24 protein-coding genes are annotated in these 25,383 nt (G+C 37.9%); 16 read left to right on the top strand and 8 right to left on the bottom strand.

Annotated features, from left to right (window positions below; all coding sequences use genetic code 11):
* The 4 genes from ACTJKN_RS17815 to ACTJKN_RS17800 all read left to right on the top strand — a co-directional run bounded on the left by ACTJKN_RS17815 (position 1) and on the right by ACTJKN_RS17800 (position 2,442).
* Complete coding sequence (locus ACTJKN_RS17815) at positions 1-414, top strand: GNAT family N-acetyltransferase (protein ID WP_440827087.1); 414 nt, start codon at positions 1-3, stop codon at positions 412-414.
* Positions 415-465: 51 nt separating this feature from the next.
* Entirely contained in the window at positions 466-1,581 is a 1,116-nt protein-coding gene (locus tag ACTJKN_RS17810) for a M42 family metallopeptidase (protein ID WP_440827085.1), read from the top strand.
* Positions 1,581-1,847, top strand: a complete 267-nt coding sequence (locus tag ACTJKN_RS17805) for a hypothetical protein (protein WP_440827083.1) — start codon at positions 1,581-1,583, stop codon at positions 1,845-1,847. Before ACTJKN_RS17810 ends, ACTJKN_RS17805 begins: the two co-directional genes overlap by 1 nt.
* A 187-nt stretch (positions 1,848-2,034) precedes the next feature.
* Positions 2,035-2,442 carry a PAS domain-containing protein gene (locus ACTJKN_RS17800; RefSeq protein WP_440827082.1) on the top strand — a complete coding sequence of 136 codons (408 nt, stop codon included), beginning with the start codon at positions 2,035-2,037 and terminating at the stop codon, positions 2,440-2,442.
* 5 nt (positions 2,443-2,447) lie between these two features.
* Here the strand turns inward: ACTJKN_RS17800 and xth are convergent, their stop codons facing one another.
* The 6 genes from xth to ACTJKN_RS17770 form a co-directional block, all read right to left on the bottom strand.
* Positions 2,448-3,224 carry an exodeoxyribonuclease III gene (xth, locus tag ACTJKN_RS17795; RefSeq protein ID WP_440827080.1) on the bottom strand — a complete coding sequence of 259 codons (777 nt, stop codon included), beginning with the start codon at positions 3,222-3,224 and terminating at the stop codon, positions 2,448-2,450.
* A gap of 281 nt (positions 3,225-3,505) precedes the next feature.
* Positions 3,506-3,904, bottom strand: a complete 399-nt coding sequence (locus tag ACTJKN_RS17790; protein ID WP_440827078.1) for a response regulator — start codon at positions 3,902-3,904, stop codon at positions 3,506-3,508.
* A 78-nt stretch (positions 3,905-3,982) separates the two neighbouring features.
* On the bottom strand, positions 3,983-4,501 hold the full coding sequence (locus ACTJKN_RS17785; RefSeq protein WP_440827076.1) for an RNA polymerase sigma factor: 519 nt from the start codon (positions 4,499-4,501) through the stop codon (positions 3,983-3,985).
* 124 nt (positions 4,502-4,625) lie between these two features.
* On the bottom strand, positions 4,626-5,276 hold the full coding sequence (locus ACTJKN_RS17780) for a response regulator (RefSeq protein ID WP_440827074.1): 651 nt from the start codon (positions 5,274-5,276) through the stop codon (positions 4,626-4,628).
* 40 nt (positions 5,277-5,316) lie between these two features.
* Complete coding sequence (locus ACTJKN_RS17775; RefSeq protein WP_440827072.1) at positions 5,317-6,393, bottom strand: PAS domain-containing sensor histidine kinase; 1,077 nt, start codon at positions 6,391-6,393, stop codon at positions 5,317-5,319.
* 1,040 nt (positions 6,394-7,433) lie between these two features.
* Positions 7,434-7,859, bottom strand: coding sequence for a helix-turn-helix domain-containing protein (locus ACTJKN_RS17770; RefSeq protein WP_440827071.1), 426 nt, complete (start codon positions 7,857-7,859; stop codon positions 7,434-7,436).
* Between the two features lie 274 nt (positions 7,860-8,133).
* On the opposite strand from ACTJKN_RS17770, the gene ACTJKN_RS17765 reads away from it, so the two are divergent.
* The 8 genes from ACTJKN_RS17765 to ACTJKN_RS17730 all read left to right on the top strand — a co-directional run bounded on the left by ACTJKN_RS17765 (position 8,134) and on the right by ACTJKN_RS17730 (position 17,507).
* On the top strand, positions 8,134-8,550 hold the full coding sequence (locus ACTJKN_RS17765; RefSeq protein WP_440827069.1) for a DUF1801 domain-containing protein: 417 nt from the start codon (positions 8,134-8,136) through the stop codon (positions 8,548-8,550).
* A gap of 386 nt (positions 8,551-8,936) precedes the next feature.
* The gene (locus ACTJKN_RS17760) at positions 8,937-11,354 is read left to right on the top strand and encodes an alpha/beta hydrolase family protein (RefSeq protein ID WP_440827067.1); all 2,418 of its coding nucleotides are present in this window, start codon (positions 8,937-8,939) and stop codon (positions 11,352-11,354) included.
* 510 nt (positions 11,355-11,864) lie between these two features.
* Positions 11,865-12,761 carry a DnaJ C-terminal domain-containing protein gene (locus tag ACTJKN_RS17755; RefSeq protein WP_440827065.1) on the top strand — a complete coding sequence of 299 codons (897 nt, stop codon included), beginning with the start codon at positions 11,865-11,867 and terminating at the stop codon, positions 12,759-12,761.
* A gap of 5 nt (positions 12,762-12,766) precedes the next feature.
* Complete coding sequence (locus ACTJKN_RS17750; RefSeq protein ID WP_440827063.1) at positions 12,767-13,072, top strand: chaperone modulator CbpM; 306 nt, start codon at positions 12,767-12,769, stop codon at positions 13,070-13,072.
* Positions 13,073-13,166: 94 nt separating this feature from the next.
* The gene (locus ACTJKN_RS17745; RefSeq protein WP_440827062.1) at positions 13,167-14,741 is read left to right on the top strand and encodes a helicase HerA-like domain-containing protein; all 1,575 of its coding nucleotides are present in this window, start codon (positions 13,167-13,169) and stop codon (positions 14,739-14,741) included.
* Positions 14,742-14,751: 10 nt separating this feature from the next.
* On the top strand, positions 14,752-15,414 hold the full coding sequence (locus ACTJKN_RS17740) for a hypothetical protein (protein ID WP_440827060.1): 663 nt from the start codon (positions 14,752-14,754) through the stop codon (positions 15,412-15,414).
* Between the two features lie 126 nt (positions 15,415-15,540).
* Positions 15,541-16,440 carry a nucleotidyltransferase family protein gene (locus ACTJKN_RS17735; protein ID WP_440827058.1) on the top strand — a complete coding sequence of 300 codons (900 nt, stop codon included), beginning with the start codon at positions 15,541-15,543 and terminating at the stop codon, positions 16,438-16,440.
* Positions 16,431-17,507 carry a phosphotransferase enzyme family protein gene (locus tag ACTJKN_RS17730; protein ID WP_440827056.1) on the top strand — a complete coding sequence of 359 codons (1,077 nt, stop codon included), beginning with the start codon at positions 16,431-16,433 and terminating at the stop codon, positions 17,505-17,507. Before ACTJKN_RS17735 ends, ACTJKN_RS17730 begins: the two co-directional genes overlap by 10 nt.
* 414 nt (positions 17,508-17,921) lie before the next feature.
* On the opposite strand, the gene dnaK is transcribed toward ACTJKN_RS17730, so the two are convergent.
* On the bottom strand, positions 17,922-19,829 hold the full coding sequence (gene dnaK / locus ACTJKN_RS17725; protein ID WP_440827054.1) for a molecular chaperone DnaK: 1,908 nt from the start codon (positions 19,827-19,829) through the stop codon (positions 17,922-17,924).
* Positions 19,830-20,244: 415 nt separating this feature from the next.
* Here dnaK and ACTJKN_RS17720 point away from each other — a divergent pair, with 415 nt between their 5' ends.
* Positions 20,245-20,604, top strand: a complete 360-nt coding sequence (locus ACTJKN_RS17720; protein WP_029278792.1) for a DUF1304 domain-containing protein — start codon at positions 20,245-20,247, stop codon at positions 20,602-20,604.
* A 78-nt stretch (positions 20,605-20,682) separates the two neighbouring features.
* Entirely contained in the window at positions 20,683-21,258 is a 576-nt protein-coding gene (locus ACTJKN_RS17715) for a murein L,D-transpeptidase catalytic domain-containing protein (RefSeq protein WP_440827051.1), read from the top strand.
* A 235-nt stretch (positions 21,259-21,493) separates the two neighbouring features.
* Here the strand turns inward: ACTJKN_RS17715 and ACTJKN_RS17710 are convergent, their stop codons facing one another.
* Positions 21,494-22,681, bottom strand: coding sequence for a class I SAM-dependent methyltransferase (locus tag ACTJKN_RS17710; protein ID WP_440827049.1), 1,188 nt, complete (start codon positions 22,679-22,681; stop codon positions 21,494-21,496).
* Positions 22,682-22,926: 245 nt separating this feature from the next.
* Here ACTJKN_RS17710 and ACTJKN_RS17705 point away from each other — a divergent pair, with 245 nt between their 5' ends.
* Together ACTJKN_RS17705 and ACTJKN_RS17700 are read left to right on the top strand one after the other, a co-directional pair.
* Entirely contained in the window at positions 22,927-24,663 is a 1,737-nt protein-coding gene (locus ACTJKN_RS17705) for a GMC family oxidoreductase (protein WP_440827047.1), read from the top strand.
* Positions 24,664-24,673: 10 nt separating this feature from the next.
* Entirely contained in the window at positions 24,674-25,306 is a 633-nt protein-coding gene (locus ACTJKN_RS17700) for a gluconate 2-dehydrogenase subunit 3 family protein (protein ID WP_440827045.1), read from the top strand.
* Positions 25,307-25,383: the final 77 nt, after the last annotated feature.

Raw genomic sequence — 25,383 nt, 5'->3', positions numbered from 1 at the left:
ATGGTTCAAATTGAGCAAATATTCCCTTCTCTAACCTGGCGGATCAGGCATGAGGCCATGTATCCAGAATTACCTTTTGATAGTGTAAAGCTTCCGGATGATTTTGAAGGCATCCATTTTGGATTATACCTGGATCATAAGTTAACTGGGGTAGTTTCTTTGTTTCATGATGGGGATGTTTACCAATTCCGTAAACTTGCCGTTCTGCCCGATACTCAAAAAGCAGGCTATGGCTCACAACTAATGGCCTATATCATTGATTTTTGTAAAATTCAAAAAGCGACAAAACTATGGTGCAACGCACGTGTAAATGCTAAGGAATTTTATTTTAAATTTGGCTTCCACGAAACCGATAAAACCTTTTTTAAAGATGGTTACGATTTTGTGGTAATGGAAAAAGAATTATTAAGTTAAAAATGAGTATGATGTCTCAAATCTAAATACTCAAATCTCATATCTATTAAAATGGCTAAGAAAAAAGACGACGAAAAGAAAAAACATGTTGCTGTGGTAACTAAAAAATCGCTACAGTTTCTTGAAGAATACATCAATAATCCTGCTCCTACCGGTTACGAATGGGAAGGGCAAAAACTTTGGTTAAACTATTTAAAACCATATATCGACGAACATTTTATCGACAACTACGGTACCGCTGTAGGTGTAATTAACCCTAAAGCTGCTTTTAAAGTAGTTATAGAAGCACATGCCGATGAAATTTCCTGGTACGTAAATTACATTACCGCAGATGGTTTAATATATGTAATCCGCAATGGCGGTTCAGATCATCAGATTGCGCCATCAAAACGTGTAAATATTCATACTGAAAAGGGATTGGTTAAAGCGGTATTCGGTTGGCCCGCAATCCACACCCGCCATGGCGAAAAAGAACAGGCACCAGAATTAAAAAATATCTTTTTAGACTGTGGTTGTACAACAAAAGAAGAAGTAGAAAAATTAGGCATCCACGTAGGCTGTGTAATTACCTACGAAGATGAGTTTATGGTTTTGAACGACCGCTATTATGTGGGCCGTGCCTTAGATAACCGTGTGGGCGGCTTTATGATTGCCGAAGTAGCACGTTTATTAAAAGAGAACAAGAAAAAACTTCCTTTCGGCTTATATATTGTAAACTCCGTACAGGAAGAAATCGGTTTGCGCGGTGCCGAGATGATTGCCCAGCGCATTAAACCAAATGTGGCCATTATTACCGATGTAACACATGATACTACTACGCCAATGATTAACAAAAACGTTCAAGGCGATTTATCAGCCGGTAAAGGTCCTGTGGTTTCTTATGCGCCAGCTGTTCAAACCAATTTAAATAAATTATTAATTAAAACAGCTGAGAAAAATAATATTCCATTCCAGCGTCAGGCATCTTCGCGTTCTACCGGAACAGACACCGATGCCTTTGCCTATTCTAATGGCGGCGTACCATCAGCATTAATTTCACTGCCGTTACGCTATATGCATACTACCGTAGAAATGGTACATAAAGAAGATGTTGATAATGTAATCAGCTTGATTTATGAAAGCTTATTGAACATTACCGACGGTCAGGATTTCAGAGCGTTTAAATAATGGAAAAAGTAAATCACCAAAAAATCATCATCGGCACCTTGCTAAAGGTTTTGTTAATGATTGTTATTATTTTCATTCTTAACTCCTGGCCAAATATTAAACAGAGTTTTAGTGGTAATGTGCCAGCATTTAGCTATTGGCTAGATCATAGTTTCAAAATAAGTAATATCATCCTCATCTTAGGGTTTGGTTGTTATTTCTACTATAAAGATTTGAGCGATCAAAAAGAACTGATAGAAAAGTCAAAAAACACCGATCAGCATTAATTATTTCCAAATAAGTCAAGTTTTTAAAGCTTGACTTATTTTTTGCCTGTTCGGGCAACTACGCTAAAGCATCCCTACCTTTTGCTCCCCATTTATTTAAATTCCTGAGTACTACGTTTATTTTTATTAATACTCAAAATATTTTTACATTGTTTATGTAATTTCCTCAAATAGTTATCCTTTATTTATGAGTACAAATAAGAAAAATATTGATCTATCCATTATTTGTGATGATCATTGGGATGTGGTGTTCGACCACCTAGGCCTTGGTTTTTGGGAGTTAAGCATAGCAACGGGTATCCTCCGTTCAACCCGGTCATTTAAGAAAAACCTAGGTTGCCCACCAGATGAGGTTTTAAGTTATGAAAAAGTTTTAGGCTTAATCCTACCAGAAGACCTTGACCACGTTCAGGATGAAATTGAACTCACGGTTTCGAGAGAAAAAACCAGTTACCACACGGTACACAGAATTTGCCGGCCTGACGGAGAAATTAGATGGATTAAAGCAGATGGAATACTATCTCAACAGGACGGCGAATGCTTAAAATTAATAGGAACAATTTTAGATGTAACCGATTTAAAAAATAAGCCGTAATAATATTAAACCTCACTTAGTTCAATCCATACCGGACCGTGATCGCTTGTTTTTTCCCAGCCCCTCACTTGTTTATCTACTCCTGCAGATTTTAAGCGATCACTCACCTGAGGACTTAGTAAAAAATGATCAATTCTTAATCCCGCATCTCTACCATATGCATTCCTAAAATAATCCCAAAAGGTATATATCGTTTCGGTAGGGTATAATTTTCTGATCGCATCTGTCCAGCCTTGCGCCATTAAATTTTGAAATGCCAAACGGGTTTCAGGACGGAATAAAGCATCTTCAACCCAACGTTCTGGTTTATAAGCATCAAGCTCTGTAGGTATTACGTTATAATCACCACATAAAACTACTGGTAAATTAGATTCCAACAGTTTTGCCGCGTGGGCCGTAAAACGCTCAAACCATCGCAACTTGTATTCGAATTTTGGCCCTGGTGCCGGATTTCCGTTCGGAAGATAAAGACAACCAATTATAACATTATTCACCATTGCTTCGATGTATCGGCTGTGCAAATCTTCAGGATCGCCATCCAAATTCCGTTTTAGTTCTTTTATTTCCAGGTTTCGAGCCAATATAGCAACGCCATTCCAACTTTTTTGACCATGCCAAATGGCATTATAACCAGCATCTTTAATAGCCTGCTCCGGAAATTTTTCTTGCGGAGCCTTTAATTCCTGTAAACACACTACATCAGGTTGGGTTTCTTCCAGCCAACGTAACAGCACAGGTAAGCGCCCATTTATTCCGTTTACATTATAAGTTGCTATTTTCATCGGTATCAATATGTTTTAATGGTAATGAAGCAATCATGATTAACCTGGAGTACAGTTTTTGAAAATCATGATAATTTCATTTTATAAATCTCCGCAATAAAACGCAAAAATGAAACTAAGTATTTCAGATAGTAAAACTAAGCGTAGTTTAACATCGTCATAACATATAGTCTTTAACTATTTACACTACTTTTTAAAACTAATAATAAACTAAAATGTTTAATTTTGGAGATTCATTCATGTTTGAGCGCATGTTTGAGTTTAGATATAGGGATAGGCTGTTAGTCTATCCCTTTTTTATGCTCAATGATCTTAGTTTTATCCAGCAATGTTTTCACTTTCTGTTGGAGATCCATAATATCAAAAGGTTTTTCAATGATGGCAGTTGGTGAGCAGCCCAAATTATCCATATTTAAAGCCGAAAGCAATATAATGGGCAAATGAGCTGTTTTAGGATTGTGCTTTAATCTATTGCAGATATCCCTACCATCATGTTTACCAATACGGATATCCAATAAAATTATATCTGGTAGAAAATCAGCGATTGCTTCTTCCACATTATCGGCGCTTAAAACGCCTTTAATCAGGTAATGCTCTTCCTCAAAAATTAAATTTATAATGTCGTGGATATTTTCATCATCATCAACTATGAAAATTTTCTTAACTAGCACGTTGCTCATATGCAACAAATCTAGTTTAAGTTAATTAGCTCACATGATGTATTTATACCTGAATTTACCGAATAAACGATGAGAAAATTAGGCAGCCAAACCAGATTTATAATTTTTAAGCATTTTTTTAAGAAGTCCTCTTGCTACATGTATTTTGGTTTTTACAGTGCCCAATGGGATATCTAGCTCAGCAGCAATTTCATGATATTTATAACCTTCAAAATAACGGCAAAAACAAAAACGGCAATCTTCTGGCAAGGCATTTAATGATTTTTGGATATCCTCCATCATAAACTTTGCTGCACCAGCGTTAGATGATGCACTTGGAACCAGTTGGATGGAAGTTAAATCCTCTTCTTGCTGGATCATTTCATTTTTCCTTTTTACCTTATAATAATGATTAAGAAAGGTATTTTTTAGAATTGTAAAAAGCCATGCGCGCACGTTACTTCCCATTTCAAACTTAGCCGAAAACCTAAACGCCTTCATAAAGGTGTCTTGAACTAAATCAGCTGCATCGTCTTCATCACGTGTATAGGCTAATGCACGATCAAAAAGTGGTTGTCTGTATTGGTATATGTCACAATTGAAATTTAATGTTTCCATGATTCGTTTTAGGTATGATGTAGATATTCAACAAACAGCACCATGCAATGTTATTTGTAGAAATACGCGATTTTTTACGGTTTATTTAAAACACGAAAAAATTGCCCTAAAACGATCAAAAATACTAGGCTACATAACCATTTCTCATAGCAAAACGAACCAAGGAAGCAGAGTTTTTTGTACCGGTTTTACTGATTAAAGCTTCTCTCTGGCTCTCTACTGTCCGCCTGCTTAAGTACAATTTGTCCGCTATTTCCTGATTGGTCAACCCATCCGCGATGAGTTTTAATACATTAATTTCGCGTTCAGAAAAATTGATTTCAGTATTCGTTTTTTGCGAAAGCATATTTAACTGGGTATTAAAACGCTCTAAAATGGAGATACATAAATTAGAGGAAAGGTACCGTTTTCCCTTCATTACATGCTTTAGGCAAAACAGCAATTCATCTTCTTCGATATCTTTTGACAGGTAAGCAAAAGCGCCTGATGTAAAGGCATTTGACGCGTACTTTTCATCATCTAAAATAGACAAAACAACCACTTTTATGTCGTATCTACGCTCCTTAATGGTGCTGGCTAAACCTATTCCATCGAGCCCAGGCATTACAATATCTGATAAAATGATATCAGCTTTTATTCCATTTTCCAAAAGTTCCAAAACCGCTAAACCGTCTGATACTTCTGCAACAACCTTGATGCCTTCGTGTTTTTCTATAAGTGCTTTAAGTGAGGTTCGGATAATATGGTGATCATCCGCAAGAATAATGTTAATCATAACTCAAATATAACTTACACTGTTTTAAAATTAAAAAAGGCTACTTAGGCAGCTCAATATAGAAGGTAGTTCCGATACCAATTTTGCTTTTAAACCAGATTTTTCCCTGGTGCAACTCAACAATTGCTTTGATTATTCCCATACCAAATCCTCCCGATTCTTCGCCTTTCAAACCTGGCCTTAAAGTTTCGGGCAAATGATCAAAAAGGCCAGCCTGCAACTCATCTGGAATTCCAACCCCATTATCGGCTACAGTAATTAAAACAGTACTTTCATATTCCTCGGCATGTAAGGTAATATCCCCATAATCGGCAGTAAATTTTATTGAATTTGAGATTAGATTATTGATCACCTGCATAAATTTCATGCTATCCAGGTGCAGGTAAATCTGTTCGGCGGAACTTGTGAATTTAATATTCTTCATTTTGCCTAGTTTCGATCGTTTGTAAAAACGAACAACATCCCTAAGTTCCCAGACCAAATCGGCCCGCTCCTTGCCAATTTCTATTACCGATGATTTTAAAAACTCCCGGTTAATCATGCTCCGTACCAAAAGCAGGTTACGCTCACACATATCCAGAATAAAAGCTAGTGAGTTTATCATCTGCTCATCACCTGTTTGAGCAATACCATTTTTCATAGACGAAGCAGTTAATTTCATCATGGCCAGCGGCTCTTTTAAATCGTGCGCCAATACTTCTAAGGTTATATTTTTTCGGGCGTTTATTTGTTCAATATGAATTTTATTGTGGCGCATTATCGTGGTATCTTCCACGGTACCTACTAAATGCTTTACTTCTCCATCGGTAACGGCAAACACAATTGCCCGCACATATTTTTCTCTATCGGCAAATATTAAACGGAATTCATATTTTTTCTCCGTACCTTCTTCAAGGCATTCTTTGTAACAGGACATTACATGTGCAACATCTTCAGGATGTACCCGCGCTAAAAGTAGTTGAGGATTAGCCGCAATTTCATCAACGCCGAGTTCCCAAATTTTACTTATCGATTTATTGAGGTATGAAAAATTTTGTGCTGTATAATCGAAAATAAAATACCCATCAACAGAGCGGTCGCCCAGGTTACAAAAAAGCTCTTTATTTAACTCGACCATGATTTAATGTTTGATAATTTGCCACTAAACGATGTAATTATATCATCGGCAGCAACCACATCACAAACATCGCACACCCTAAAATGTTTTAATCAAAAAATGCGTATAATACTTCATATGGAAACAAGCGGCTAAAACCCTTATGACCGAGGAAGAAGATGAATATTTAAGCTATAGAGCAGAAGTTAGCCTAATCTAAGTTTCTCTTTAGCCACACATTTTATTCATTTTCAGGTTATCTACTAGCCTTTTATAATTCGCATGGCAGAAGAAACTGACCACAGCAAATGACGCCCTAATATTTAACTTCAATTCAAGTAAACCATTATTGGCATTTTGTAATGTATAAATCTCGGAGTTTAAACAGGCTTTGTTCGAGTAACATTGTCACAACTCCGTCTTAAGTCCGAACCAACTCCGAACCAAACCCGTCTCAACAGTTAATTTCTCCATAAGTTTTTTGCCAGTTCTTGATGTAGATTACTCTTGATCCGTTTTTAGAGATATTAACATTTTCCACACGATGTGCAAAATTATTTTGCGGATCAAAACCAACTATTGCCTAAATTGTTAAGCATAAAAGAAAGATAAAAAAGTCCTGTGAGCGGGAGATCCGCGGAGGGCAGGCACACCATAGAGAAGACACTATTCTTCTTACCAATAGCCATCGCACAGGTGGCTATTTTTATGATGTAGTGGTTATTTAAAATTACCTTTTGCGTGTTTGAGCTGATTTTTTCGCTGTAGCTAAAATTTTATAATCAGGTTTTCAACTATTCTTTAACCTTATTTTTTTATCATTAACGGCCTGCGTGTACCCATTTGTCAAAAATACTTCCATATTTTTATGCTAAAAGGCCATCTCTACGATGCTTCTATAATTCCTGTAGTCCAAATTAGAAATTAAAAGCCGCTGATGCTAATACCTAAAAATATTACAATATTGAAGATAGGAAACGAAGTGGGCAGAGTTAAGATGTAAATAAAAAGAAAAATTAACGGGATGACTTAGCTTATTCTATTAGTTAAAAACCTTAGTTTTATTGATATAAAAATGTATCAGATCTTTTATTTCTAAGTGGAAATTCCTTACTAATTGGATCTAACTCTTGTGGCTCTTCTGTAATTAACAGGTCGTTGTATTTTTCTAACAGATGAATGTATTTATTCATCCAGAAATACACAGAACTATTATCCGAACCGATTTGTTTACCGGGATCTGCCGTTTGATTGATGGATTCGGAGTTGTACTTGGGAAAAGCTTCTGGAAATGATGAAGAAAGATCCTGACCTAATAACTTGCCTACCTGCCAAATTACTTCATGCCCAATTCTGTCTTGACCAAACCAGTTGTAAATTGTTCTGCGGCTTACATTAAGCTTCCTGGAAAGCTCGCTGATGCCCATACGATCTCTGCGCACTAAGCGCTCAAGAATTTCTCCTTGTTTTAGTTGTTGTGTTGTCATTGAGATAATTAATTTTTAAAAAATGAAAAAAATAATTAAATCAGCTATCGGGGACGATTGACAATTCAAATGTAAGAATAAGTGTATAAGGTTGTATAAAAGGTGTTGATTTTTTGACATATGTCAAACTGCATTAGCTAATTACTGTGAAATAAGCTCAAAATGAATGATTTTTAATCTGGTTTTTTTTAAGAAATAATGTATTACTTTAAATACAATCAGCACAGAAATTGAAATTATTTAACTAAACCCTTATATTCATCATAAAAAAGATATGGCACAGAATAAAACTACAGAAAACGATTTGAGCGTTCCAGACTTTTTAAATACCATTCCCGACGAAAATAAAAGAGCCGATTGCTTTAATCTATCAGATATTCTAAGTTTAACCACAGATTTTAAAGCTAAAATGTGGGGAAATGCCATTGTCGGTTTTGGAAGTTACCATTACAAATATAAAAGCGGCCGGGAAGGTGATGCACCATTGGTAGGATTTTCTCCAAGAAAAGATGCCATCGTTTTATATCTGTCTTCTCAATTTAAAAACCGTGAAGAATTGCTTTCCAGATTCGGTAAACATAAAACAGCTAAAGCCTGTATCTACTTTAAAAAAATGAGCGATATCCATATCGGAGTTTTAAAAGAAATGATTATCAACGCTGTAGCCCACACAAGTAGCTTGTATCCTTAATACCGTTGACTATAAGCGTTTTTCTGTTGCCATAGCTGCACAAATTTATAGATATGTCATTCTGAGGGCAGTTTATTGTATAAAGATCAATATAAATGACAGGAGATATTAATGAAGATAAATCGCCTCCAGGTATCGTCATTGCGAGAAGGCTTTTTCAGCCGACGAAGCAATGACGACCTCTTTACTAGACCCGTCAACGGCAGGCGAAGCGAAGGACCTTTATCGCTATATTCCCAGGGGTCTGTTTTGCGGTTAAAAATTCTTCATCATATTCAGAATGACAGCAGAAAGCATCCACTTCATGATGTAAATAAGAAGTTACGCGATAATAAGTTAAATTTTGCAATATTTGATTATTCCTTATTTCGAACAAAAAACTGGAAATGATAAAAAAACTACACCTCTATTTATTGATAGCGGGCGCTTGCGCTTCGCTTAATTCGGCCGCACAAGATGCAGTAAGCTACCAAACACCCCCAAAAGAAATTGCCGATTTATTACTTGCCAAACCAACTCCTGGCGTAAGTATTGATGGCAAAGCAGAATGGATCTTGTTTAGCGAGCGCAACTCCTATCCCTCAGTCGAAGAACTGGCCTTGCCCGAATACAGAATTGCAGGTTTAAGGTTAAACCCAAATAATTACTCACCCAGCAGGCAAACCTACATCAACAATTTTAGCTTAAAAAACATCAAATCCAACCAAACGTTTCAGGTTTCAGGATTGCCAACTCCATTATACGCTAGCAACATTACCTGGAACCCATCAGAAAATAAAATTGCCTTTACCCACACCACCCAAAAAGGAGTAGATCTTTATATTATTGATCTGGCTACAAAAAAAGCAGTCAAAACCAACAAGGCTTTTTTAAATGTGGTTTTAGGTAGTGGCCTTACCTGGTTAAATGATAATACCATTATCTATCGGACAGTAACTAAACCAGCAAGTGCTGCACCTACGAAACCATTAATGCCAAAAGGGCCAACCATTCAACAAAACTTAGGAAAAGCTGCACCAAGCGCCACTTTTCAGGATTTAATTAAATCACCTTTTGACGAACAATTGTTCGAGTTTTTCGCAACCTCACAATTGGTAAAAAATACAGCAGGTGTAGAAACGGCTATTGGAAAACCAGCTATTTATGGTTCGACAAGTTTATCGCCTGATAAAAATTACATGTTGATCGAAACCATACGCAAACCCTTTTCTTATTTGGTTACTGCAAACGGTTTTCCATCAACAATAACCATTACTGATTTAACTGGTAAAACTGTTAAAGTTATTGCCGAACTGCCTTCATCAGAGGGTACTCCATCTGGTTACGACAATACGCAAAACGTACCGCGTGGTTTCGATTGGAGGGATGATGAACCTGCTACACTGGTTTGGAGCAAACCACTGGATAGTGGTTTAATTAAAAAAGATGTTCCCTTTCATGATGCAGTTTATGCGCTAAGTGCACCTTTTAGCGGAGCAGAAAAAGAATTATTTAAAACACAGACCCGTTACCGCGGCGTACAATGGGGTGATGCCAATCTTGCCCTGATTATGGAAGGTTTACGTAGCAAACAAACCAATAAAGTGAGCCGTTATAACCCTACAACAGGCGAAGTAGAAGAATTGTACAGCCGTAACCAAACAGATGCTTATGGCAACCCAGGCTCGCCGGTTACTACGAAAAATAAATATGGCCGACAGGTAATTAAAACGGTTGACAATGGCACTAAACTGTTAATGAACAATATAGTAGGTTCTTCAGCAAAAGGAGACTTACCTTTCTTAGCCAAATTCGATTTAACCACTAAAAAGAATGAGATTATCTGGCGCAGCGCCGAAGGAACCTTCGAATATGTAAGCGATGTAATTAATCCTGATAAACTGGTTTTGCTCACCCGTAAAGAGAGTCAAAAATTAGTACCTAACTACTTTATTAAAAACCTGATGCTTCGCGTCGCCGATCAACCAATTACTAATTTCACTAATCCATATCCATCTTTAGAAGGCATTACCAAACAGAAAATTTCTTACAAACGTGCCGATGGTGTAGATTTAACAGGCGATCTGTATTTACCCAAAGGTTACAACAAAGACAAAGATGGTCCATTACCTTCATTAATTTGGGCTTATCCACGCGAGTTTAACTCTGCAGCAGATGCAGCACAGATCCGTGGATCGAAAGACAAATTTACTACAATTAGCTGGGCCTCTCCCATTTTCTGGGTAACCCGTGGTTATGCGGTGCTAGATAACGCAGAAATGCCGATTGTTGCTAAAGATGGTAAAAAACCTAACGATACCTTTGTAGATCAATTACAGCTCAATGCCGAAGCTGCGATTAATAAACTGGCCGATTTAGGCGTTGGCGACAAAAAACGTATGGCCGTTGGAGGACATAGTTATGGCGCATTTATGACAGCAAACTTATTGGCTCATACTAATCTTTTTGCTGCAGGTATTGCCCGAAGCGGAGCTTATAACCGTACACTTACGCCCTTTGGTTTCCAAAACGAAGAGCGTACCTATTGGCAGGTACCTCAGCTGTATTACGAAATGAGCCCATTCAGTTATGCAGATAAAATTAAAACGCCTATATTGTTAATCCACGGTGACTCTGACGATAACCCAGGTACTTTCCCTATTAACAGCGAACGTTTGTTCAATGCGATTAAAGGTGCTGGTGGTACTACCCGTTTTGTATTTTTACCTTATGAAGCACACAGCTACCGCGGCAAAGAAAACTTACTTCATATGCTTTGGGAGCAAGACCAATGGTTAGAAAAATACGTAAAAAACAAAAAATAAATCTCTCTCTACCTTTATCGATTAAAGTGCCTCTATATGGGGCGCTTTTTTTGTTTAACAGCCTTTCCTTTGCGTGCTGACAGGTATTCCTATCTGAAACGATAAGTTTATTAATCAGTCAGATGGTAACACATAACTGCACATATATGATTAATATTTTGATGATTTGGAGCGCAATGACAGCAACATTAGGTCGGGTTCCATCCTGCTGTCCGCTGCAATCCTTTTGGATATCCGCGCCGATTAATAATCCATCCTTAACCAAAAGGGATTTCGCTGCCATCAGGGCTATTTAACCTGGGATAGAAGGTGCAAACTGTTGATGGGATATACTCGGCAGAGATCAGCGTAATCTGTGGGAACAAAACCTTAACTTAATTATAAGGTATCTCAAACTATAAACAAACTACCTACTATTGGCTAAGACAATCCCCATTGAAATACACCATTATAAAACCTACATTTATACAATTAAATTGAACATTACTTTTACTTATTTGTTAAGCCATTATGGACTACATAGACTATTATAAAATCCTCGATTTAAAAAAAGATGCAACAACTGAGGATATTAAAAAAGCTTATAGAAAATTAGCCCGAAAGCACCATCCCGATCTTAACCCCAACAATGAGGAAGCCAATAAAAAATTTCAGCAAATTAACGAGGCAAACGAAGTTTTAAGTGATCCGGAAAAGCGTAAGAAATATGACAAGTATGGTAAAGACTGGCAACATGCCGATCAGTTAGATGCGCAGCAACAACAGCAAAGGCAATACCAGTCGCAAAGTGGAGGATATGGCAGCAATAGCTATTCAGGAGGCTTTGGAGGCGAAGATTTTTCTGATTTCTTTTCGTCGATGTTTGGCGGCGGCGGGGGCAGAAGCAGTAGAAATTCCCCTTTTAAAGGCCAGGATTACAATGCCGATTTGGAATTAAATCTAATCGATGCTTATACAACACACAAACAAACCTTAACCGTAAACGGCAAACAAGTACGCATTACCATTCCGGCGGGTGTAGAAAATGGCCAGAAAATTAAACTACCAGGTTATGGCGCACCAGGTGTTAACAATGGCCCTCCGGGAGATTTATACATTAAATTTAACATTACAGATCATCCTAAATTTAAACGAAAAGGAAACGATATCTACATCCAGGAAGAAATAGACCTGTATACCGCCATTTTAGGTGGCGAAAAAATTGTAGAAACCTTAAACGGCAAAGTCAAACTTAAAGTACCAGAGGGAACACAGCCCGATGCTACTTTACGTTTAAAAGGAAAAGGGTTTCCTCTTTATAAAAAAGAAAATCAGTTTGGCGATTTATATATCAAGTGGCAGGTAAAATTACCCACCGATCTAAATGTCGAACAAAAAGAACTATTCGAAAAACTTTCCAAATTCTAACCATTATGGGAACCAATCTAATACCTGTAGAAGACATCTGTGCTTATCACCACGTAGAGATCAACTTTATCCAATCGCTTGAAGATTTTGGCCTGATCCACACCACGGTTAAAAAGCAATCGCTCTTTTTGCCAGTTGATGAATTGACCAAATTGGAGCAGTATCTTCGCCTAGCACACGATCTGGAAATCAACTTAGAGGGCATTCATGCCGTTTCACATCTGCTTACTCAATTGCAAAATATGCAGGAAGAAATAACCGCACTTCAGAACGAGCTAAATTATTACAAGCAACTTAACCAACAGCATTAAACAACCGTTTGTGCAGTATTTTGCATTAAAAGTGGAAACAAAAACACAATCTTTTTAAGATATCTTTCTTAAATTGGCAATCTAATTTAAAAAAATGAGCGATCTTTCTTCAAAATTCATCGAAAAAATAAAAGCATCCTATGCACCTACGGGCTCGTACATTTATTTAGGCGCCGGAATTTTAGACGGTCAGGTTTACAGCGAAGCTGAGGTTAATTTGTCGTTAAAAATGATGAATAGACATGGTTTAATTGCTGGAGCAACCGGAACAGGTAAAACACGTACCCTGCAATTATTGGCAGAGCAACTGTCAGATGCCGGCGTTCCTGTTTTTATGTTAGATGTTAAAGGTGATTTATCAGGCTTAAACCAGCCAGGCTCTGTTAATCCAAAAATAGAAGAAAGAGCACAACAGCTCAACAAACCTTTTTCTCCATCTGGCTTTCCCATCGAAATTTACTCCCTTTCGGGTAAAATGGGTTCTCAGATGCGGGCAACGGTATTAGAATTCGGCCCAACGCTTTTATCTAAAGTATTAGATTTAAATGATACCCAGTCAGGTGTCATGGCGGTAATATTCAAATATGCCGATGATAACAAAATGCCGATTATCGACTTAAATGATTTAAAAAAACTCGTTTCTTATTTATCAGAAGGTGCCGGAGCTGCCGAAATAAAAAGCAGTTATGGTACCATTTCTACCGCTACTTCTGGTACAATATTAAGAAAAATTGTCGCTATAGAGCAGCAGGGATTAGCGGGTATGTTTGGCGAAAAATCTTTTGACATAGAAGATCTTTTCGAGCGTGTTGATGGCAAAGGAACCATCAGTTTGTTAAATATTGCCGATGTTCAAAATCAGCCCGTATTATATTCTACCTTTTTGTTAAGCTTACTGGCTGAGTTATTTAATACCATGCCCGAAGTTGGCGATTTAGACAAACCAAAACTGATCTTCTTTTTTGATGAAGCACATTTATTGTTCAAAAATTCTTCGAAAGCATTTTTAGAGCAGATTGAAACCATTATCAGGTTAATCCGTTCAAAGGGAATTGGCGTTTTCTTCTGTACCCAAGCACCTACCGATGTGCCTGAAAGTGTTTTAGGGCAATTGGGTAACCGCGTACAACATGCATTAAGGGCATTTACGCCTAATGATGTAGATGCTTTAAAAAAAACAGTTAATACGTATCCAAAATCAGATTTCTACGAAATCGATAAAATATTAACCTCGCTGGGAACAGGTCAGGCTTTGGTTACCGTATTAAATGAAAAAGGTATACCAACGGAGGTATCTGCGACCATGCTCACCCCACCAAGGGCTGTAATGGGGCCACTTACTGCGGCAGATTTCGATCAGCTTATTCATGCCAGTCCAAAGTATACTAAATATAAAGATCCTGTCGATCCTGAAAGTGCTTACGATATGTTAACTAAACGCATTAATGAGCAAACTGCAGCAGCAGAGCAAGAAAAGCAGGAAGCTGAAGCTCAGAAACAGGCCGAGCAAGAAAGCAAGCCTAAACCGGGCGAAAAGAGCCTTGTTGAGCAGGTAATGGGTGCAACAATAACACGCCAGATTGGTAAAGAAATTGTTCGCGGTATTTTTGGCATGCTTACAGGAAAGAAAACACGCTCAAAAACCGGTGGCGGACTTTTCGGATTTTAAAAACTTAACTATGAAATATCTATTTTTAGTTCTCTCGCTTATTTCATTAAACGCTTATAGTCAATATGCACTTACTCCATTTGCAGAAGTCCAGGGCACCCAATTAAGGGAAATAAAGTTCGAAGATGTAACAGGCTCTCCTTATTTATTTGATTACTGGGTTAAAGGAAAAGTAACCACTAAATCGGGGAAACATTATGCAGATATGCCGTTAAAGTATAATGTAATGGACGATAAGCTAATTTTCAAACATGAGAACGGCAATTTGATGTATTTTGCAGAACCAGTTACAGCATTTGAACTTTTAAATCCTGATTTAAATATATTGGATAAGTACATTAATGGATTGCCGGCAGTAGATCATTTTAATAATGCGTCTTATTTTGAAGTTATCTTTTCAGGGCCGACTTCATTATTTAAAAAGACGAATAAAAAGATAGTTGAAAGCAAACAATACGGTTCTGCGGTTACCAATAAAACTTTTAATACAACAAATGGCTATTTCATACTCAAAGATGGTAATTTCGCAAAAATTACACCCACGAAGAAAACAATTTTAGCTTTATTCCCTTCCAAAGAGCAAGAATTAAACGAGTATTTGAAAAAAGAAAAAATTGATTTAAAAAACGATAGCGATTTAAAGAAGCTATTTGAATACCTAAACAAAATATAAACATAAAAGACATGGCCATTTTTTGATATAATTGATATGCCTATTACTATTTCACAATACGAACCGGCATGATTAAATAGTTATTTTAATATCAAGGCTCCTACAAATAAAAATAATAAACAATAGATGAAACCAACCCTATTAATATTGGCTGCAGGTATGGCAAGCCGTTATGGAAGTATGAAACAAATCGATGGTTTTGGCCCCAATGGCGAGACCATTATCGATTACTCAATATATGATGCAATTAATGCTGGCTTTGGCAAAGTTGTATTTATTATTAAAGAAGAGTTTGTAAACGAATTTAAAGCCATTTTCGAACCAAAGCTTGCAGGTAGAATAGAAACAGATTATGTTTTCCAAAACTTCGATTTAAAACAATTTGGCATAGAAGAAGAAATATATAGGGAGAAACCCTGGGGTACCGCACATGCAATTCTTTCGGGCAGAAATGTAATTAAAGAACCATTCTGCGTAATAAATGCTGATGATTATTATGGTTACGATGCTTTTAAAAAAATGGTTGATTTCTTAACCACCGAAGTAACAGACAGCAATTATTCTATTATAGGTTACGAAATTGGCAAAACATTATCTGAGTTTGGCGCCGTTTCCCGTGGTGTTTGTCAGGTAGATGAATCTGGCAACTTAAAAGAAATTGTAGAACGTACAAAGGTTTATCCTAAAGATGGTAATATTTTTTATGAAGAAAATGGCGAAGAGTTCCCTTTAGCCTACGAAACACCTGTTTCAATGAATTTCTGGGGATTTACACCAGCGGTTTTCAAAATTACGGAAGAATTGTTCAGAGAATTTGCTGAAGCAAACAAAGATAAGCCTAAGGCCGAATTTTTTATTCCATTAATTGGCGAAAACCTGGTAAAAAGTAATACCGCTACCTTTAAAGTAGTACCAACCTCAAACAAATGGTTCGGTGTAACGTATAAAGAAGACAAACCTTATGTTCAGGATAGTATTGACCAGTTGGTTAAAAACGGAACATATCCAGAAAAACTATGGAACTAAATTTAGATTCCGAAGTTTTAAAAGCCTACGGATACGCTAAAGAAAATACAAAGATTACACAAATAGGTACGGGTTTAATTAACCGTACTTATTTGCTTTCTCCCCTGTCTGAAAAGAAGAAATACATTCTTCAAAATATAAATACTTCGGTTTTTAAATCGCCCGAAGCTATTGCCAACAACCTCCGGTCTATTGCTGATTACCTTACCTTCACTTACCCTGAATATCTTTTTATTAAACCTATTTCTACCATAAATAGTGAAGAAATGGCGCACGTTCATCATGAATATTGGCGGATGCTTCCTTTCGTGCCGAATACCATCTCATTAGACGTTTTAGCCGATCCTAAGCAAGCATACGAAGCTGCAAAACAATTTGGCAAACTGAGTAGATTATTAGATGATTTTGATGCAAAAACACTTCAGCCTACTATCCCGGGTTTCCACGATTTAGGTTTAAGGTATGAACAGTTTACTTTGGCATTAAGCCAGGCAGAAGAAACATTAAAGAATGAGGCAAAAGCACAAATTGAAGATGCTTTAGCACATAAATACATTTTAGATTATTATACCTCATACTCGCACAGAACTGATTTCCCTGATCGGGTAATGCACCACGACACCAAAATAAGCAATGTTTTATTGGATACTGAAACTTATATGGGTATCTGCGTAATCGATTTAGATACCATTATGCCCGGTAAATTCATTTCCGACTTAGGCGATATGATGCGCACTTATCTTTGTGCCTTCTCTGAAAATGAAACCGATTTAGATAAGATTAAGATACGCTTACCTTACTTTGAGGCCACGATAAAAGGTTATTTATCCGAAATGAAAAGTATTTTGACAAAAACAGAAAAAGAACTCATCTTATTCTCAGGCAAATACATGATTTATATGCAGGCCCTGCGCTTCTTAACTGATTTTTTAAGCGGTAACCAGTACTATCCTATTAGTTACCCCACACAAAATTTAGACAGGACTAAGAATCAGTTTAAACTATTGCAAGAAATTGCTGCAAACGAAAAAGAGTTACAGGATATTATTGAAGAGAATTTATTTTAAACCTTGTTCTTCAGCAATATTACCCAGCACAATCGTCATGCTGAATTTATTTCAGCATCTTTCTTGCAAGATAAATCCTGAAATAAATTCAGGGTGACGAAGCTCTGAAAATCGCTATTCAAACCCTTCCAAAAGCACTAAATTCCCTTCCTAAACCCGACAGCAGCGGCAGCCCCGAATTTTTCATGAGGGCTACAGCGAATGGCGGGGCTTTAGTTCCCGAAAAGCACAGAACCATTCATTTCCAAATTCTTTTAACCATATAAGACATGTTAGAAACATATAAGCTTAAATGGTTTTACATCTCTTATATGGTCAATGCTTAAAAGCAAAAAAAGCGCTCCTGAACTTAATCAGAAACGCTTTTATTTTATCCTCCCAAGACTTACGACTCAGGAATCAGACTCAAGACTATTATTTCTTATCGTCTTCTTTTACTTCTTCAAAATCAACATCGGTAACGTTATCGCCACCTTGAGGCTGACCATCAGCTTGTGGTTGTTCACCACCTTGAGGCTGACCGCCATCTTTATACATTTCCTCAGATGCTACGTTCCATGCAGCCTGCAATTCAGCTTGTGCCGCATCGATATCTGCAAAGTTACGTGATAGATGCGCTGCTTTTAATTTCTCTAAACCAGCTTCGATTGGTGCTTTTTTATCAGCAGATAATTTATCACCAAACTCTTTTAATTGTTTCTCAGTTGAGAAAATTAAAGCATCAGCACCATTGATTTTATCAGCTTCTTCTTTCTGCTTAGCATCGTCTGCTGCATTAGCTTCAGCTTCTTCCTTCATTTTTTTGATCTCAGCATCTGTTAAACCTGAAGATGCTTCAATACGGATTTTTTGCTCTTTACCGGTAGCTTTATCTTTAGCACTTACGTGTAAGATACCGTTGGCATCAATATCAAACGATACTTCTACCTGAGGCACACCGCGAGGTGCTGGTGGAATACCATCTAAGATGAAACGGCCAATTGTACGGTTTTGAGCAGCCATTGGGCGCTCACCTTGTAAAATGTGGATTTCTACCGAAGGCTGGTTATCAGCTGCAGTTGAGAAAGTCTCCGATTTTTTAGTTGGGATAGTTGTGTTAGACTCGATTAATTTAGTCATTACACCACCCATAGTTTCGATACCTAATGATAAAGGCGTAACGTCTAATAACAATACATCTTTAACATCACCAGTTAATACACCACCTTGAATAGCAGCACCGATTGCCACAACCTCATCAGGGTTAACACCTTTACTTGGCTCTTTACCGAAGAAAGCTTTAACTGCCTCCTGAATAGCAGGGATACGGGTTGAACCACCTACCAGGATAATTTCGTCGATATCGCTTGTGCTTAAACCAGCATTTTTCAAAGCAGATTTACAAGGATCGATAGTACGTTTAATCAAACTATCTGCCAATTGCTCAAATTTAGCACGGGATAATGTACGTACTAAGTGTTTAGGGCCGCTAGCATCAGCAGTAATGTATGGTAAGTTAATTTCAGTCGAAGTTGTGCTCGACAACTCAATTTTAGCTTTCTCAGCAGCTTCTTTTAAACGTTGTAAAGCCATTGGATCTTTAGCTAAATCCATGCTGTTTTCAGCTTTGAATTCGCTGGTTAACCAATCGATAATAATGTGGTCAAAGTCATCACCACCTAAGTGTGTATCACCATCAGTAGATTTTACTTCGAAAACACCATCACCTAATTCTAAAACAGAAACGTCATGCGTACCACCACCACAGTCAAAAACAACAATTTTCATGTCTTTGTGTGCTTTATCCAAACCATAAGCTAAAGCAGCTGCCGTAGGCTCGTTAATGATACGTTTTACAGTTAAACCTGCAATCTCACCAGCTTCTTTAGTAGCCTGACGTTGTGCATCGTTAAAATAAGCTGGTACAGTAATTACTGCTTCAGTTACTTCCTGACCCAAGAAATCTTCAGCAGTTTTTTTCATTTTCTGTAAAATCATTGCAGAAATCTCTTGTGGAGTATATTTTCTGTCGTCGATTTCAACACGTGGTGTATTGTTATCACCTTTAACTACTTTATAAGGTACACGTCCAGCTTCTTTCGCACTTTCGTCGTAGCTGTTACCCATAAAGCGTTTAATCGAATATATCGTTTTTGTTGGGTTGGTTATAGCCTGACGTTTAGCAGGCTCGCCAACCTTACGCTCACCGTTTTCTGCAAAAGCAACAATAGACGGTGTAGTACGTTTACCCTCACTGTTTGCGATAACTACAGGCTCGTTGCCCTCCATTACGCTCACGCAAGAGTTTGTTGTTCCTAAGTCTATTCCAATAATTTTTCCCATTGTATTTGTATTTTCTCTTTTTAAAGTATTATAATTTCTACTCCTATTAAACAATGCTTGTGCCAATTGGGTTTTGGCAGATAATACTGGTAAAAGACTGATAAAATGTAAAAAAAGAGGCATTAGTTTACTGACAGCATGACAGAATAAGCTGAAAGACAAATTCCTTAAATGATTTGAAAATGAAAGTCAGCAGTGCTTCGGATGCAGTAGTCCCGCTAACCGCTTTACTCCGTTTCACTCGTGCTCGCTATTATCGGGTTTATTGAACAGCGGTAGGTGAAAAAAGACTAACGGGCTAAAACATAATCGGTGTGATCATTTAATCATATAATCACACATAATAATAGTCCTCAAATTTTTATATCTTAGATACAATCATTTAAATCACTTTAAAATCTGTGTAATCATATATATGCAATTAGCAGCTCAAATCGTAATTGGCTTAGTAGCCTTCATCCACATTTATATCCTTTGGTTAGAAATGTTCGCCTGGACCACAAGAGCGCCAAAAGTTTTTAAAACCATACCAAAAGATTTATTTGTGCCAACAAAAACATTAGCAGCAAACCAGGGATTATACAATGGCTTTTTAGCAGCAGGTTTAATTTGGTCTTTATGCATAACCGATCATCACTGGAAATTTTATGTGGCCATATTCTTTTTAACCTGTGTCATTATCGCTGGCATTTATGGTGCAGCAACGGCCAGTAAAAAAATTCTTTACGTACAATCAATTCCAGCTTTAATAGCACTGATTTTATTGCATCTGTAAGTTCCATTCTATTGGTTAGCTCTATTGGTTAGCGTCACACCAATCTACACAGTAAGTTCCTAGCACCATTAATATAATATGCATAAGCTATCTGCTCTCCTTATCTTGTTTACGTTGTTCGGTTTTAAACCCAGGGTCAATAATGAAATAAGTGCAGACAGAATTAAGGGTGCATTAGCCTTCTGTAAGAAAAATATGATGGATACCACAATCGCTATCATGGTTGATATGAGTATTCATTCCGGTAAAAACAGAATTTTTGTTTACGATTTTAACAAACAAGAAATCACCATCAGGGGGCTTTGTGCCCATGGCGTTGGTGGCGGCAGTGCGCCAACCAAACCGGTTTTTAGCAACAAAGAAGGCAGTTATTGCACCTCTTTGGGCAAATACAAAGTTAAAGGCCGTTCATACAGCAACTGGGGAATCAATATTCATTATAAAATGTATGGACTAGAAAAAACTAACAGTAACGCTTTTAAACGGATTGTGGTTTTACATTCCTACACGCCTGTGCCCAACGAAGAAATTTACCCCCAAACTTTATTCGGGCAAAGTGCTGGCTGCCCCGTTTTGTCAGATGGTACAATGCGAAAGATTGATGCGTTGCTCAAAACCAGAAAAAAACCAGTGTTGCTGTGGATTTATATTTAGCTTTTGTCACCCTGAACTTGCTTCAGAGTCTAGTTTGCAAGGGGATTGATCTTATCGCTCTGCGTCTCACTAATCGATAACGCCCATTTTTTTCTAAGTGTAGGATAGATGCTGAATAAATCCAATAGCTATCGAATAAGAATGACGATGACTCTTATAGCTTAACTTAACATCATAATTTCAGCCATAGCTTGGCGTTTCTTTGCGAAAAAACTTAGCGTTCTTTGCGGTTAAATTACAGTTCCAACAATTTTTCCAAATGATGATAGCCAATTCCAAAGTATTTCTTACTTGCCTTAATCTTTTGTAAAATCTCCTCTCTGCGCTCTGCTCCCTGCGCCTTGCCCTTTACTCCCACCACAAGCACATTTTTAGGTGTATGTGCATCCGAAATAAATTCGAAAACTTTGGTTTTATAGCCAAAATATTCTAATATCAGTGCGCGTATCCCATCAGTCACCATTTCGGCCTGGCGTTCTAAAAAGATGCCATATTTAGTCAAAAACGACACATCGTTCTTTACTTTATTTTGCTCAATCTCTCTACGGATCTGTTTGTGGCAACAAGGTGCAACAACAATTAGTTCGGCATTGGCTTTAATCCCCTTAAAAATGGCATCATCCGTAGCGGTATCGCAGGCATGTAACGCAATTAGGAGATTTACTTCATCAGCCTTGTAATCCTCAATAGTTCCCTGAACAAAGTTTAATTTATCGAATGCAGATTTAACAGCAACCTGGTTACACAAATCAACCATATCCTGGCGGTATTCTACGCCTATAACCTCAGTTTCGAGCTTTAAAACCGAATGCAGGTAATCGTAAAGTGCAAAAGTCAGATAACCTTTACCCGATCCCATATCAGCCACCTTTTTAATGGCTCCTTCTGGCAGCTCTTTAATTAAAGAACTTAAAATTTCGATATAATGGTTAATCTGGCGGAATTTATCCTGCGCATTTTTGAATACCCTGCCCTCTGCATCGGTAATTTTCAGTTCAGTCAAGTATGACTTCGCCTCAGGTTTAATCAACCTGGCTTTTTCTTTATCGTGGTTGACCGACGGCGCTGCTGCACTCAATGCTTTGCTTTCCCTAAAAACAACTTTTCCATTGTTCAGTTCCTCCAAAATCAGATCCTTTTCGGTGGTAAACAAAGTACCGATTTTAAAACCTTTATTCAGATAATCAGCAATCAAATCTATTGCCTCATCAACTGCATAGTTTTTCACCACATCGCGGGTTTTATAGCGATAAGTAAAGGCCAGTTTATCTTCACGTTTAATCACCACTTTACGGATAAGAATCTGCTTTAATGCTTCTTCTTCACCTTTGTAGTTCCCTAACGATACCTTTACAAAAGTCGCTGCATTTAGGCTTTCTTTTAAAGCTGCAGTAAACTGTTCTATATAATCTAATACTGGCATTGATCAATTTTAGCAACAAAGATAATCAAGTTTATCCGGAGCAGAACATATCCATAATAATGTAACAATAGAGCGACCATTTTAAGGTTTATTTGATTAAAAACGGCTAAACAAGCACTCACGTAATACGATTTAGAAATACGCATGGGCAATATTATCTATATTGATTCCAAAATAGCCGAACACTTTTATTTCAAAAAATTAAGCTTTAGATTAGATTATATAAAAATAGCTAACCATAATCAATGAGTGACTTTCAGATAAAAAAATCGCCTACCGTTTATGATGCCATTATTGTTGGCTCAGGTGCGGGAGGTGGAATGGCTGCGTATGTTCTGGCACATGCAGGTCAAAAGGTTTTAATGCTCGAAGCTGGTCAAAATTTCGATCCGCGATTAGATTCACATCAATTAAAATGGCCATGGGAATCTCCCCGTCGTGGTGCCAGTACAACGCGTCCATTTGGTGATTTTGATGCTTCGTATGGAGGATGGGAATTAGAAGGCGAGCCTTATACACAGAAAAACAAAAGCGAATTCGAGTGGTTCCGTTCGAGGATGCTCGGTGGCCGTACCAATCACTGGGGAAGAATTTCTTTGCGGATGGGTCCGGACGATTTTAAACCTAAAGATGGTTTAACCGATGCCTGGCCTATTACCTACACGGATGTAAAACCCTTCTACGATAAAGTTGACCGTATGATCGGTATTTATGGAACCGCAGAGGGTTTAGAAAATGAGCCAGACGGAATCTTTATGAAACCGCCAAAACCAAGATTAAACGAACTTTTTATCAAAAAAGGTGCAGAAAAAGCGGGTGTAAAGGTAATTACCGGTCGTGGATCTGTCCTAACAGAAGCTTTACCCAATAACAGCGACCGTGCACCTTGTTTCTATTGTGGCCAATGTGGAAGAAGCTGTAAAGTGTATGGCGATTTTTCATCATCATCATGTTTGGTTAACCCTGCAGTAAAAACAGGAAACCTCACTGTAATTACTGATGCCATGGTACGCGAAGTAATTACCGATAAAGACGGTACTGCAAAGGGTGTTTCATACGTAAACCGAAAAGACCTGCAAGAATACCAGGTAAATGGCAAACTGGTTATTTTAGGTGCCAGTGCCTGCGAATCGGCCCGTATATTATTAAATTCAAAGTCAACTTCTCACCCAAATGGCCTGGCCAATAGCAGTGGTGTGGTTGGAAAATACCTGCATGACTCTACCGGAGCAAGTGTTTCGGGTTTTCTTCCACAGTTAATGGACAGAAAACGTTACAACGAGGATGGTTTGGGCAGTGTGCATATCTATTCGCCCTGGTGGTTAGATAACCGTAAACTAAACTTCCCGCGTGGTTACCATATCGAATATTGGGGTGGCATGGGTATGCCTGCATATGGCTTTGGCGGCGGTGTAGCGCAAATGAACGGAATGGTACCTGGCAGAGATGGCAAAATGAAAGAAGCGGGAGGTTATGGAAAATCGTTAAAGGATGATTATCGCCGTTTTTATGGAACCGGTGTCGGAATGGCTGGTCGTGGAACGGCAATTGCCAGAGAAGACAACTACTGTGAAATTGATCCGGACACGGTGGATAAATACGGCATTCCTGTTTTAAGGTTTAACTATAAATGGGCCAAAGATGAAATCCTACAGGCCAAGCACATGCAGGAAACCTTTCTTTCGATTATGAAAGAAATGGGTGCCGTGGTTACTTCCGAAATTCAGGGCGCAGATACCAATTACGGCTTACTTAACCCCGGAAAAATCATCCACGAAGTTGGAACCATCCGCATGGGCGACGATCCTAAAAAATCGGCTTTGAATAAATATTGCCAGGCACACGACTGTAAAAACCTGTTTGTGGTTGATGCCGGTCCGTTTGTTCAACAAGGTGATAAAAATGCCACCTGGACGATTTTGGCGCTTTCGATGCGTACTGCCGAATATATTTTAGCTCAAAAGAAAAAACAAAACATTTAAGAATTACCATATGAACAGACGTGATTCACTAAAAGCATTAGGTTTAACGGCCATCAGCACAACCGTGCTGCTCGATGCCTGTAAACAACCTGAAACAAAAACAGAAGTAGCTCAACCAGAAGAAACCGCAAAAGAAGCTGGAAGAGAGCAGTGGGAAATAGACCGTGATAAGAAATTAAAAGCTGAAACCTTTTTCACTAAACATGAAATGGCAACCATTACGGTTCTGGCCGATATTATCATTCCTAAAGATGATGTATCGGGCAGTGCATCTGATGCCAAAGTGCCAGAATTTATCGAATTTATTGTAAAAGATATTCCGGAACATAAAGTACCGATGCGTGGCGGCCTGAAATGGCTGGATGTATACAGCTTTAATAAATTTCAAAAATCATTTATTGAGGCATCCGAGGATCAGCAAATTTCAATTGTAGATGAAATTGCATACCCTAAAAAAGCCAGACCAGAAATGCAAGCGGGCGTAACTTTTTTCAATAGAATGAGAAACTTAACTGCATCAGGCTTTTACACTACAGAAATTGGTGTAAAAGATATTGGTTATGTTGGTAATGCGCCAAACCAGTGGGCTGGTGTTCCAGCAGATGTGCTGAAACAGTATGGAATGGAGAATGTGAAGGTATAATGCAAAAAATCGTCATTGCGAGGCACGAAGATAACCGAACGAATGTGAGCTCATGAATGCCTTTAAAAACAACTGCA

The organism is Pedobacter sp. 22163, from assembly GCF_052045595.1.
In the GTDB taxonomy this organism is placed as follows: Bacteria; Bacteroidota; Bacteroidia; order Sphingobacteriales; family Sphingobacteriaceae; genus Pedobacter.
The sequence above is the reverse complement of the archived record's forward strand: the minus strand, read 5'-3'. Positions and strand labels throughout refer to the sequence as shown.

Coding starts and splice junctions, on each gene's coding strand:
- ACTJKN_RS17715 (WP_440827051.1), top strand. CDS start 20,683: ATGCATAAGCTATCTGCTCTCCTTATCTTGTTTACGTTGTTCGGTTTT.
- ACTJKN_RS17730 (WP_440827056.1), top strand. CDS start 16,431: ATGGAACTAAATTTAGATTCCGAAGTTTTAAAAGCCTACGGATACGCT.
- ACTJKN_RS17815 (WP_440827087.1), top strand. CDS start 1: ATGGTTCAAATTGAGCAAATATTCCCTTCTCTAACCTGGCGGATCAGG.
- xth (WP_440827080.1), bottom strand. CDS start 3,224: ATGAAAATAGCAACTTATAATGTAAACGGAATAAATGGGCGCTTACCT.
- ACTJKN_RS17710 (WP_440827049.1), bottom strand. CDS start 22,681: ATGCCAGTATTAGATTATATAGAACAGTTTACTGCAGCTTTAAAAGAA.
- ACTJKN_RS17745 (WP_440827062.1), top strand. CDS start 13,167: ATGAGCGATCTTTCTTCAAAATTCATCGAAAAAATAAAAGCATCCTAT.
- ACTJKN_RS17765 (WP_440827069.1), top strand. CDS start 8,134: ATGGCACAGAATAAAACTACAGAAAACGATTTGAGCGTTCCAGACTTT.
- ACTJKN_RS17735 (WP_440827058.1), top strand. CDS start 15,541: ATGAAACCAACCCTATTAATATTGGCTGCAGGTATGGCAAGCCGTTAT.
- ACTJKN_RS17740 (WP_440827060.1), top strand. CDS start 14,752: ATGAAATATCTATTTTTAGTTCTCTCGCTTATTTCATTAAACGCTTAT.
- ACTJKN_RS17810 (WP_440827085.1), top strand. CDS start 466: ATGGCTAAGAAAAAAGACGACGAAAAGAAAAAACATGTTGCTGTGGTA.
- ACTJKN_RS17750 (WP_440827063.1), top strand. CDS start 12,767: ATGGGAACCAATCTAATACCTGTAGAAGACATCTGTGCTTATCACCAC.
- ACTJKN_RS17785 (WP_440827076.1), bottom strand. CDS start 4,501: ATGGAAACATTAAATTTCAATTGTGACATATACCAATACAGACAACCA.
- ACTJKN_RS17775 (WP_440827072.1), bottom strand. CDS start 6,393: ATGGTCGAGTTAAATAAAGAGCTTTTTTGTAACCTGGGCGACCGCTCT.
- ACTJKN_RS17700 (WP_440827045.1), top strand. CDS start 24,674: ATGAACAGACGTGATTCACTAAAAGCATTAGGTTTAACGGCCATCAGC.
- ACTJKN_RS17760 (WP_440827067.1), top strand. CDS start 8,937: ATGATAAAAAAACTACACCTCTATTTATTGATAGCGGGCGCTTGCGCT.
- ACTJKN_RS17805 (WP_440827083.1), top strand. CDS start 1,581: ATGGAAAAAGTAAATCACCAAAAAATCATCATCGGCACCTTGCTAAAG.
- ACTJKN_RS17770 (WP_440827071.1), bottom strand. CDS start 7,859: ATGACAACACAACAACTAAAACAAGGAGAAATTCTTGAGCGCTTAGTG.
- ACTJKN_RS17800 (WP_440827082.1), top strand. CDS start 2,035: ATGAGTACAAATAAGAAAAATATTGATCTATCCATTATTTGTGATGAT.
- ACTJKN_RS17720 (WP_029278792.1), top strand. CDS start 20,245: ATGCAATTAGCAGCTCAAATCGTAATTGGCTTAGTAGCCTTCATCCAC.
- ACTJKN_RS17755 (WP_440827065.1), top strand. CDS start 11,865: ATGGACTACATAGACTATTATAAAATCCTCGATTTAAAAAAAGATGCA.
- dnaK (WP_440827054.1), bottom strand. CDS start 19,829: ATGGGAAAAATTATTGGAATAGACTTAGGAACAACAAACTCTTGCGTG.
- ACTJKN_RS17780 (WP_440827074.1), bottom strand. CDS start 5,276: ATGATTAACATTATTCTTGCGGATGATCACCATATTATCCGAACCTCA.
- ACTJKN_RS17790 (WP_440827078.1), bottom strand. CDS start 3,904: ATGAGCAACGTGCTAGTTAAGAAAATTTTCATAGTTGATGATGATGAA.
- ACTJKN_RS17705 (WP_440827047.1), top strand. CDS start 22,927: ATGAGTGACTTTCAGATAAAAAAATCGCCTACCGTTTATGATGCCATT.